A 10,588-nucleotide genomic window follows, 5' to 3' on the forward strand; every position below is an offset into this window, starting at 1 on the left:
ATCCCGGTGATGGCGCACATCGGCCTCACCCCGCAGTCCGTGCACGCCTTCGGCGGCTACCCGGTCCAGGGCCGCGGCGACGAGGCGGCGCACCAACAGCTGCAGCGGGATGGTGCCGCGCCTCCCCGGGCGGCCGGCCGCCGCTCCCGGCACGTCCGCCGCCGGAACGCCGCCGGAAACGTCGTCGGACCATGGGCCGGACCGTCGCCGGACCACGACCGGACCCGCCGCTAGAACATCGCGCTCCAGTGCGGACAACAGACGTGCGGCACCGGGGCCGTCGGGCTCCGCTCACCACCCCACGGGGTCGACAACCGGTCCGAGTGGGCCACCCCGGGCGAGCTCGCGGTCAGCCGGGCCTCCCCCAACTCCCCGTACCGCAAGGCGAGTCGATAGCCGTCCCGGGTGATGGCGGCGACCCCCGGCAGCTCCCGACCGGCGTTCAGCGAGGTGATCGTCCACCCGCACCGCCGCCAGTGCCGCTCCACCACGTCCACCAGGGCCGCCCGCCGGGCCGCCGACACGATGGTGAGGAGGTCCCGGCCCCGGGTGACGTACCAGAGCACACCCGCCTCCCGCCCGGGCGAAGGCAGTCGCGCCCCCGCCCGGGGCACCGCGTCCTGCCAGACCGGCGCGGGCCGAACGGCGTCCAGGGTTTCCTGAAGAAGCGTCTCGCAGCGCTCTGCCGCGTCGAGTTGATCGACAGTCACCGCTCTTGCCGCGCCCGGCCGTCCAGGCTTCGAGATCGGCTCGCCGGACCAACGGCCGTACGGCACACCGACGTTCAGCTCGGCACCACTTGACTGCACAGGGCCCTCCGCACTCCTCCCCGGATTCGGCCCGGGGAGGGATTCGTTACCGCTTGGACGGCGGGCGCACGCGAACGGTTCCGCCCCGGCCATCCCGCCCCCGACCCGGTCCCGACTCCGCAAATTGCACTGCACGGTGCAGTTGAATCCATAACCTGCACCGTGTAGTTTACTTCTCGTCGAGAGGGTCCGGCCCGCCGGCCGCACCACCACCCGCCCACCAGCTCCCGGAAGGACAACCCCCATGCCCACCATCACCGTTGGCACCGCCCGCATCCCCTACCGCGTCGTCGGCGACGGCCCCGAGACCCTCGTCCTGGTCCACGGCACCGGCCCCGGCTCCGGCATGTGGGACGGCATGCTGGACTCCTTCACCAACCGCTACACCGTGCTGCTGCCCGACCTGTCCGGCAGCGCGGCCGCCGAGGACGACGGCGGCGAACTCACCCTCGAAACCCTCGCCGCCCAGGTCAACGCCGTCATCGACGACGCCGGCCGCGGCCCCGCCGACGTCCTCGGCTTCTCCCTCGGCGCCGTCGTCGCCACCGCGGCCGCCGCCCTCCGCCCCGACCAGGTCCGCCGCCTCGTCGCCGCCGCCGGCTGGATCAGCGCCGAACAGGACGAGTACCTGCGCCTGTCCATGGCCACCTGGCTGTCCCTCGCCGACCACCCCACCGCGTTCGGCGGCTACGCCACCCTCACCGCCTTCAGCCGCGACTTCCTCAACCGGATCGGCCGCGAGGCCGTCGAAGCCAACACCGCCTACATGCAGCCGACCCCCGGCACCCTGCGGCACATCGCCCTGAACCTCACCCTCGACCTCACCCCCCTGCTCCCCCGCGTCCAGGCCCCCACCCTGGTCATCGGCTGCGCCCAGGACGCCACCGTCCCGGTCGAGAACACCCGCCGCCTCCACGCCGCCATCCCCGACAGCCAGTACGCCGAGTTCGACACCGGCCACATCGTCCTCTTCGAGGAGACCGAGGCCTTCACCAAGACCGTCGTCGACTACCTCGCCACCGCCTGAACCGCCCACCCCGCCGCCAGCCCGCAAACCGCCGCACGGCCCGGAAAACGCGAAAGCCGCAGGTCAGATGACCTGCGGCTTTCGGTAGTGGAGCGGGCGACGAGAATCGAACTCGCGCTCTAAGCTTGGGAAGCTCATGTTCTACCATTAAACTACGCCCGCCTGATGAGCCGTCAGAGACCGCTCGATCCAGCATCACTGTACCCCATTCGTGACGGTGGTTGCACGGGTGGCTCGGGGACGTGGCGGAGCCGGGTGGGGCGGGGTGGGAGGCGTACTGTGTGGGCCGCGTACGAGTGCGCCTGGCGGGTGGGGTCGGGGCGGCGAGCCATGGTGTGGAATGTCCGGAACATCCCCTAATGTGACGCTGTCCCGGGGCTCGGCCGCCGGGGCGGGACGAGTACGGGTGAGTACTGGGTTAGGGATGGGAAGGGGATCGATGGAGCAGCGCGCCGTCGTTCGTTGTGCCGAGGGGCACCTGTTCAGCACCACCACGTTCCCGATGCAGAACCTCGGTCCCGGCCGGTTGGGGCCCGGTCGGCTGATCCGCTGTCCGCAGTGCGGACGGCTCAGGAGTTCGGTGCTGGCCGACGTGCAGGAGCTGTCGGAGCCGCAACTGGCCCGGGCGATGCGGCTGGAGGCCGCGGAGTTCCTGGCCTGACGGGCGTCACCAGGACGGAAGGGGCCCCGGGCGGATTCGTCCGGGGCCCCGTCGTGCACGTAACCTCGAAGCGTGCTGCTCTCTGACAAGGACATCCGGACCGAAATCGACCTGGGCCGGGTCGTCATCGACCCGTTCGACCCGGCGATGATCCAGCCGTCGAGCATCGACGTGCGCCTCGACCGCTTCTTCCGCGTGTTCGAGAACCACCGCTACCCGCACATCGACCCCTCCGAGGAGCAGCCGGACCTGACCCGGCTGGTCGAGCCGGAGGGCGACGAGGCGTTCATCCTGCACCCGGGCGAGTTCGTGCTGGCCTCGACGTACGAGGTCATCACGCTGCCCGAGGACGTGGCCTCCCGGCTGGAGGGCAAGTCGAGCCTGGGCCGGCTGGGCCTGCTGACGCACTCCACGGCCGGCTTCATCGACCCCGGCTTCAGCGGCCACGTGACGCTGGAGCTGTCGAACGTCGCGACGCTGCCGATCAAGCTGTACCCGGGGATGAAGATCGGGCAGCTCTGCCTGTTCCGGCTCTCCTCGCCGTCTGAGCACCCGTACGGCTCGGAGCGCTACGGCTCCCGCTACCAGGGCCAGCGCGGCCCGACGCCGTCCCGCTCGTACCTGAACTTCCACCGCACCAAGGTCTGAGCGAGGGCCCAGCAGAGCGCATGCGGACGGGCGGCTACCCCGAAACAGGGTGGCCGCCCGTCCTGCGTTCCTCCGGGCCCGGGCGGCGTCAGGCGCGCTTGGGGCGGGTGACGGCGACCAGCTCGCTGCCGTCCTCGGACAGCCGCAGCTCGGTGCGGAGCTCGGCGAGCTCGCCGAGGTGGTGCAGGTGGGTGCCGCCGCAGAAGATCTGCGCGCCGCCCTCGGGCAGCTCGCAGTGCCACTGGCGGCGGGCGGTGAGTTCGGGGCCGGGGACCTCGATGCGGACCGGGGCGTCGGCGGCGACCCAGGCGGCGAGCCGGGCGTTGACGGCCTCGGTGAGGGCGGGCAGGGCGTCGGCGAGGGCGGGGAGCTCCTCGGTGGCGTCCGCGGTGAAGCCCTTCTTCTTGAGCGACTTGCCGAGCCGGTAGGTGTCGGTGCTGGCCTCGGTGTCCATCACCGAGCTCGCCATGGCGAGGCTGTCGAAGTCCGGGTGGCCGAAGGCGTCGGAGCGGCCCGGGTCCTTGCGCCAGCGCGGGGCGAGCGCGGCGTTGAGCGCGAGGGCGAGCAGGTGGCAGCCGCTGTGCGAGGCGCTCAGGGCGGCCCGGCGCTCGGTGTCGACGGCCAGGGCGGCGGTCCGGCCGGCCAGGTCGCCCGGGTCGCCGTCGACCACGTGCAGGACCAGCCAGGACCACTCCTCGTCGCCGCGGCGGACCGGGATGTCGGCGCCGACCAGCGGGGCGCCGCCGTCCGGGCCGACCGCACCGGTCAGGCAGTCGACGACGGCCAGCTCGACGCCGTCCACGGTGAGGGTACCGAGGTCGGCGGGCTGGTCCGGCCAGGTGTGGTCGAGCGGGTGGAAGGGGGTGGCGGCGGTCACGACGGCGTACCGGCCGTCGGCCAGCGGGTGCACCGCGAGCACCGGGGACTCGCCGGTCACCGCCCCGGTCGGGAAGCTGACGTGGGTGGTGGGGAGGGTCATGCCTGGCTCCGGTGGACGTCGGGAGGAGGGTGGACGGGCCCCGCGGTGAGCGCGGCCCGTCCTCCATTCTGCCGTCCGGAATCCGGTCACCTGATCGGATCGGTGCGGACGCGACCGGATCGGGGTGGACGCGGGGCTCAGCCCAGGGTCGGGAGCTTGATCAGCACCAGCAGCGCGAGCAGCTGCACCGCCGAGGCGGCGGCCGCCTTGCCCCAGGGCAGGTCGTGCACCCGCCGGACCATCGTGGTCAGCAGGAACGCGCAGAGCCCCCAGGTGAGCCAGCCGACCACCTGGACGACCAGGTTGCCCGACGGCAGCACCAGCGCGAGCACCAGCCGGGGCGCGTCGGTCAGCCAGCCGATCAGCGCGGCCAGGCCGACCGTCGACTTCCACGGGCCGTCCCCGCCGAGCTGGCGGGCCAGCGCGTAGGTGACCCCGCCGAAGACCGCGCCGACCAGGGTGAAGCAGAGCGCGGCGGCGATCAGGGCGGTCAGCGCGACGGTGAAGGTCGAGTTGACGATGTCGTCGTGGGTCAGGCCGATGCCGAGCACCGCGAGCGCGCCGTACAGCAGCGAGACGGTGAGGGCGGGCAGCCAGACCTGGTGGTCGCGGGTGCGGTCGAAGGTCGCGGCCGGGGCGCGGAGGATGCCGGTGAACAGCTCGCGCCACTGCGGGCGCGGGCCGGAGACGTGCGGGGCGGACTGGCCGCCGGCCCGGTAGACGGTGACGTTGTCCTGGCCGTACGGCGGCTGCTGCCCGTAGCCGTCCTGGCCCTGCCCGTCCTGGCCGTAGCCGTCCTGCCCGTAGCCGCCCGGACCGTACGGATGCTGCTGCCCGTAGCCCTCGGTCGGCTGGGCCGCGTACTGCCCCTGGTCGTAGGCGCCCGGGTACGGCGGCTCGGCCGCGTACGGGTCGGCGCCGACCGGGAATGCCCGGGTGCTCCCGGGTCGGTCGGCGGCGTACGGGTCGTAGCCGCCGCCCGGGGCGCCGGGCCCGCCGGCCGGCCCCGGGTGCGGGGCCGTGAAGTACTCCGGCCCGTCCGTCTGTCCGTGTCCCCCGGGCCCCCCGGGCGCCCCCGCCGGCGGCGGGGCGGCCGACCACCCGCCGCGGGGGTCGGCACCCTGACCGCTGTCGTATCGATTACCAGCCACGGTCCGAAGGTACCCGTCCGGCCCAGTCCCCGTCGGCCCCGCACGAAGCCGGGGCCGGTTTGCAGCGAGCCTGAGACGAACGGACCGCGGCGGCGGGCGCGGGCGGCCGGGACGCGCCCGGCGCGCCCCACCGCCCCACCATCGTCCCGCCTACCGCTGCGCGGAGACCGACGGCCCGTGCACGGCGGCCGCCGCCGTGGTGCCGGCCGGGCAGCCGCCCGGGCCGGCCGAGGTGCGGACCGCACCGACCGGCAGCAGGGTGCCGCAGGCGATCCGGATGCCGTTCGGCAGCTCGTTGTCGGACTCGACGATCGCGCCGTCGCCGATCACCGCGCCGTCCAGCGCCGAGCGGGCGCCGACGGTGGCGAAGGCGCCCACGATGGAGTCCTTGACCAGGGTGTCCGGGCCGATCACCGCACCCGGCAGGATCACGCTGCCCTCGACGATCGCGCCGGCCTCGACCACCGCGTCCTCGGCGACCACGGTGCCGCCGCTGAGCACCGCGCCGGGGTGGACGGTCGCGCCGGGCAGCAGCAGGGCGTCGCCGGTCGGCCCGGGCACGGCCGGGGAGTCGACCTTGCCGAGCACCAGGTCGGCCGAGCCGCGGACGAAGGCCGCCGGGGTGCCGAGGTCCAGCCAGTACGAGGTGTCCACGACGCCGCGCAGCAGCGCGCCGGTGGCCAGCAGCTCGGGGAAGGTCTCGCGCTCGACGGACACCTCCCGGCCGGCCGGGATGCGGTCGATCACGGAGCGGGTGAAGACGTAGCAGCCGGCGTTGATCTGGTCGGTGACGATCTGCTCGGGCGTCTCCGGCTTCTCCAGGAACTCCAGCACCCGCCCGTGCTCGTCGGTCGGGACGAGACCGAAGGCCCGCGGGTCCTCCACCCGGGTGAGGTGCAGGGTGACGTCGGCCCCGGCGGCCACGTGGCCGTCGCGCAGGGCGGCGATGTCGACGCCGGAGAGGATGTCGCCGTTGAAGACCAGGACCGGCTCGTCGGGACCGCAGGTCAGCCCGGAGGCGGCGTTGCGGATGGCGCCGCCGGTGCCCAGCGGCTCGCGCTCGGTCAGGTAGACCAGCTCGATGCCGTACGGGGTGCCGTCCTGGAAGTGGTCCTCGAAGACCTCGGCCAGGTACGAGGTGGCGAGCACGACGCGGGTGACGCCGGCCGCGGCCGCGCGGGCCAGCTGGTGCGCGATGAACGGGACGCCTGCCACCGGCAGCATGGGCTTGGGGGTGTGGGTGGTCAGCGGGCGCAGTCGCGTGCCCTTACCACCGACCAGCATGATCGCCTCGGTCATGGTCTGCGCTGTTCCCCTTGTGGTCTCTGCGGCCCGGCCCGGCGGGCCGATACCTCCGTCGGTGGTCAGAACCCGTCCGGCCGTCCGGAACGGGGTCGACCGGCACGAGGCCGGTCTGCCGCCTACTGTATTTCCTTCCAACCCGGGCGGACTCAGGCGGCCGTGCGATTGGCACCACTCCCCTACGAGTCCCACCCCTGATCCCACCCGTCGCGCGCCCCGCCGCGACCGCAAAAGCCCGGCCCGGCGGGCGCTCTGGGGGCGCCCGCCGGGCCGGTCAGTTGTAGCAGAACTGTCGAACAGCGGATGCTACGCGTCCACCGTCGCGGGCTCCTCGGCCCCGGCCGGCGGGGTCGCCTTGACGGAGTCGAGCAGCAGCTGGGCCACGTCGACGACCTTCAGGGTCTCCTTGGCCGCGCCCTCGTTCTTCTTCCCGTTGACCGAGTCGGAGAGCATCACCAGGCAGAACGGGCAGGCGGTGGAGACGATGTCCGGGTTCAGCGACAGCGCCTCGTCCACCCGCTCGGTGTTGATCCGCTTGCCGATCCGCTCCTCCATCCACATCCGCGCACCACCGGCGCCGCAGCAGAAGCCGCGCTCCTTGTGGCGGTGCATCTCCTGCTGGCGCAGACCCGGGACCTTGTCCATGATCTCGCGCGGCGGGCTGTAGACCTTGTTGTGGCGGCCCAGGTAGCAGGGGTCGTGGTAGGTGATCAGGCCCTCGACCGGGTTGACCGGGATGAGCTTGCCCTCGTCGATCAGGTGCTGGAGCAGCTGGGTGTGGTGGATGACCTCGAAGTGGCCGCCCAGCTGCGGGTACTCGTTGGCGATGGTGTTGAAGCAGTGCGGGCAGGTCGCCACGATCCGCTTGACCGGGGCGTCCTCCAGCGCCGCGTTCAGCGTCTCCACGTTCTGCGCGCCGAGCATCTGGAACAGGAACTCGTTGCCCAGGCGGCGGGCGGAGTCACCCGTGCAGGACTCCTCCTTGCCGAGGATCGCGAACTTCACGCCCGCGGTGTGCAGCAGCTCCGCGAACGCCTTGGTGGTCTTCTTCGCCCGGTCCTCCAGGGCGCCGGCGCAGCCCACCCAGTACAGGTACTCGACCTCGGCGGGGTCGATGTCCTCACCGATCACCGGCACCTCGATGCCGGTCTCCTTCTTGAGCTCCTTGACCCAGTCCAGGCGGGCCTTGGTGGCCATGCCCCACGGGTTGCCCTTGTTCTCCAGGTTCTTGAGCATCGTCCCGGCCTCGGTCGGGAACGAGGACTCGATCATCACCTGGTAGCGGCGCATGTCGACGATGTGGTCGACGTGCTCGATGTCCACCGGGCACTGCTCGACGCAGGCGCCGCAGGTCGTGCAGGACCACAGCACGTCCGGGTCGATGACGCCGTTCTCCTCGGCGGTGCCGATCAGCGGGCGCTCGGCCTCGGCCAGGGCGCTCGCCGGGACGTCCTTGAGCTGCTCGGAGGTGGCCTGCTCGTTGCCCTCCATGTCCTTGCCGCCACCGGCCAGCAGGTACGGCGCCTTGCCGAAGGCGTGCTCGCGCAGGCTCATGATCAGCAGCTTCGGCGAGAGCGGCTTGCCGGTGTTCCAGGCCGGGCACTGCGACTGGCAGCGGCCGCACTCGGTGCAGGTGGAGAAGTCGAGGATGCCCTTCCAGGAGAAGTGCTCGACCTGCGAGACGCCGAAGACGGCGTCGTCGGCCGGGTCCTCGAAGTCGATCGGCTGACCGCCGCTGGTCATCGGACGCAGCTCGCCGAGGGCGGTGCCGCCGTTCTCGTCCCGCTTGAAGTAGATGTTGAAGAAGGCCAGGAAGCGGTGCCAGGCCACGCCCATCGAGGGGTTGATGCCGATGGTGATCGCCCACGCGAAGGAGATGCAGATCTTCAGCATCGCGAAGACGTAGACCAGGTTGACCAGCGTGCCGTGGGCGACCCCGTCGAAGGCGACGGCGATCGGGTACGAGACCAGGTACGCCGGGTCGTAGGAGTCGACGCCGGCCAGGGCGCCCTCCAGGCCGCGCAGCATCATGATGCAGATGCCGATGCCGAGGATCGTGTACTCGACGTAGAAGGCCTGCCAGGCGATCGAGCCGGCGAAGCGCGACTTGCGGCCGGACCGGGACGGCAGGCTCATCAGCCGGATCACGATCAGGGTCAGGATGCCCAGCGTGGTGAGGGTGCCGATCAGCTCGACGAAGATCTCCCACGGCAGCCAGTGGCCGATGACCGGCAGCGCGAACTCGGCGTCGAAGAGCTGGCCGAAGGCGTTGACCAGGGTCAGCACCAGGCTGAAGAAGCCGACCGCGACGAACCAGTGCGCGATGCCGACGATGCCCCAGCGGTTCATCCGGGTGTGGCCGATGAACTCGACGCCGACGGTCTTCGCCCGCTGGACCGGGTTGCCGAAGCGGGTGGTGTCGTCCTGGCCGGTCCGCACCACCTTGTAGATGTACAGCGCCGCACGGGCGGCGAGCGCGGTGCCGATCACGAACGTGACCAGCGAGATGACGATCGCTGCTAGCTGCATCGGCTCTCCGTCTCCTGCGGCTTGCTGGTGAGCAGTCTCTAGGGGGTCTTTAAGAAGGAAGTGTACTCGTCGGTAACTTGCCGGGCCGACGGCCCGGACATTACCGCTCGTCAACAGTTCTCCAGAAGGTTCTCAACCTATGGCGGCAGTCACGTACGGCGACACGGCCCCCTCCGAGCCCCAGGGTAGGCCGGTGGCCGGGGCCGTCCGGCCACGGTGCGGACTCACCAAAGTTGAGCGGTACCGACTCAAAGCTGTTGACGCGGTCGGCCGGGTCATGCATCCTTGAGCCTGTAAAGCTCAACTCTTCCGTGGAGGTATCTACGATGGCACGCGCGGTCGGCATCGACCTCGGCACGACGAACTCGGTCGTCAGCGTTCTCGAGGGTGGCGAGCCCACCGTCATCACGAACGCCGAGGGCGCGCGGACCACGCCGTCCGTCGTCGCCTTCGCCAAGAACGGCGAGGTCCTGGTCGGCGAGGTGGCCAAGCGCCAGGCGGTCACCAACGTCGACCGCACCATCCGCTCGGTCAAGCGCCACATGGGCACCGGGTGGAAGATCAACCTGGACGGCAAGGACTTCAACCCGCAGCAGATCAGCGCCTTCATCCTGCAGAAGCTGAAGCGGGACGCCGAGGCCTACCTGGGTGAGACCGTCACCGACGCCGTCATCACCGTCCCGGCGTACTTCAACGACTCCGAGCGCCAGGCCACCAAGGAAGCCGGTGAGATCGCGGGCCTCAACGTCCTGCGCATCGTCAACGAGCCGACCGCGGCCGCCCTGGCCTACGGCCTCGACAAGGACGACCAGACCATCCTGGTCTTCGACCTCGGCGGTGGCACCTTCGACGTCTCCCTGCTGGAGATCGGCGACGGGGTCGTCGAGGTGAAGGCCACCAACGGTGACAACCACCTCGGTGGTGACGACTGGGACCAGAAGATCGTCGACCACCTGGTCAAGGTCTTCCAGTCCGGCCACGGCGTCGACCTGTCCAAGGACAAGATGGCCCTGCAGCGTCTGCGCGAGGCCGCCGAGAAGGCCAAGATCGAGCTGTCCTCGTCCTCCGAGACCTCGATCAACCTGCCCTACATCACGGCCTCCGCCGAGGGCCCGCTGCACCTGGACGAGAAGCTCACCCGGGCCCAGTTCCAGCAGCTCACCTCCGACCTGCTGGAGCGCTGCAAGGTCCCGTTCCACAACGTGATCAAGGACGCCGGCATCTCGCTCTCCGAGATCGACCACGTCGTCCTGGTCGGTGGCTCGACCCGCATGCCCGCCGTCGCCGAGCTCGTCCGCGAGCTGACCGGCGGCAAGGAGGCCAACAAGGGCGTCAACCCGGACGAGGTCGTCGCCATCGGCGCCTCGCTCCAGGCCGGTGTCCTCAAGGGCGAGGTCAAGGACGTCCTGCTGCTCGACGTCACCCCGCTGTCCCTCGGCATCGAGACCAAGGGCGGCATCATGACCAAGCTGATCGAGCGCA

The 10,588-nt window shown here is 71.2% G+C and carries 9 protein-coding genes, 1 tRNA gene and 1 pseudogene; 5 read left to right on the top strand and 6 right to left on the bottom strand.

The genetic code is table 11. The features are described from left to right. The coding region (locus ABTY15_RS38870; protein WP_350607120.1) for a 3-methyl-2-oxobutanoate hydroxymethyltransferase at positions 1-234 on the top strand (234 nt) is incomplete at its 5' end. Here ABTY15_RS38870 and ABTY15_RS38875 read toward each other — a convergent pair. Then, the gene (locus ABTY15_RS38875; protein WP_350607123.1) at positions 231-710 is read right to left on the bottom strand and encodes a hypothetical protein; all 480 of its coding nucleotides are present in this window, start codon (positions 708-710) and stop codon (positions 231-233) included. The two genes, ABTY15_RS38870 and ABTY15_RS38875, sit on opposite strands and share 4 nt — an antisense overlap. A 343-nt stretch (positions 711-1,053) precedes the next feature. Here ABTY15_RS38875 and ABTY15_RS38880 point away from each other — a divergent pair, with 343 nt between their 5' ends. After that, entirely contained in the window at positions 1,054-1,836 is a 783-nt protein-coding gene (locus tag ABTY15_RS38880) for an alpha/beta fold hydrolase (RefSeq protein ID WP_350607126.1), read from the top strand. A gap of 88 nt (positions 1,837-1,924) precedes the next feature. Here ABTY15_RS38880 and ABTY15_RS38885 read toward each other — a convergent pair. Then, a tRNA-Gly gene (locus ABTY15_RS38885) sits at positions 1,925-1,998 on the bottom strand. Positions 1,999-2,275: 277 nt separating this feature from the next. On the opposite strand from ABTY15_RS38885, the gene ABTY15_RS38890 reads away from it, so the two are divergent. Together ABTY15_RS38890 and dcd are read left to right on the top strand one after the other, a co-directional pair. Continuing rightward, positions 2,276-2,497 carry a hypothetical protein gene (locus tag ABTY15_RS38890; protein ID WP_207816409.1) on the top strand — a complete coding sequence of 74 codons (222 nt, stop codon included), beginning with the start codon at positions 2,276-2,278 and terminating at the stop codon, positions 2,495-2,497. Positions 2,498-2,569: 72 nt separating this feature from the next. Continuing rightward, a complete protein-coding gene (dcd, locus tag ABTY15_RS38895; RefSeq protein WP_350607133.1) occupies positions 2,570-3,145 on the top strand; it encodes a dCTP deaminase in 576 nt (191 codons plus the stop codon). An 88-nt stretch (positions 3,146-3,233) separates the two neighbouring features. Here dcd and ABTY15_RS38900 read toward each other — a convergent pair whose 3' ends face one another. The 4 genes and pseudogenes from ABTY15_RS38900 to ABTY15_RS38915 form a co-directional block, all read right to left on the bottom strand. Then, on the bottom strand, positions 3,234-4,124 hold the full coding sequence (locus ABTY15_RS38900; RefSeq protein WP_350607137.1) for an alanyl-tRNA editing protein: 891 nt from the start codon (positions 4,122-4,124) through the stop codon (positions 3,234-3,236). A 137-nt stretch (positions 4,125-4,261) separates the two neighbouring features. After that, a complete protein-coding gene (locus tag ABTY15_RS38905; RefSeq protein WP_350607141.1) occupies positions 4,262-5,275 on the bottom strand; it encodes a Yip1 family protein in 1,014 nt (337 codons plus the stop codon). A gap of 225 nt (positions 5,276-5,500) precedes the next feature. Further along, positions 5,501-6,574, bottom strand: a pseudogene (manB, locus tag ABTY15_RS38910) (mannose-1-phosphate guanylyltransferase); the annotation flags it as partial. A 309-nt stretch (positions 6,575-6,883) separates the two neighbouring features. Next, on the bottom strand, positions 6,884-9,106 hold the full coding sequence (locus ABTY15_RS38915; protein ID WP_350607145.1) for a (Fe-S)-binding protein: 2,223 nt from the start codon (positions 9,104-9,106) through the stop codon (positions 6,884-6,886). A gap of 326 nt (positions 9,107-9,432) precedes the next feature. On the opposite strand from ABTY15_RS38915, the gene dnaK reads away from it, so the two are divergent. Further along, positions 9,433-10,588, top strand: a 1,156-nt coding sequence (gene dnaK, locus ABTY15_RS38920; protein WP_350607150.1) for a molecular chaperone DnaK, incomplete at its 3' end; no start/stop codon positions are given.

Source organism: Kitasatospora sp. NPDC097643, from assembly GCF_040302625.1.
Classification (GTDB): Bacteria; Actinomycetota; Actinomycetes; order Streptomycetales; family Streptomycetaceae; genus Kitasatospora.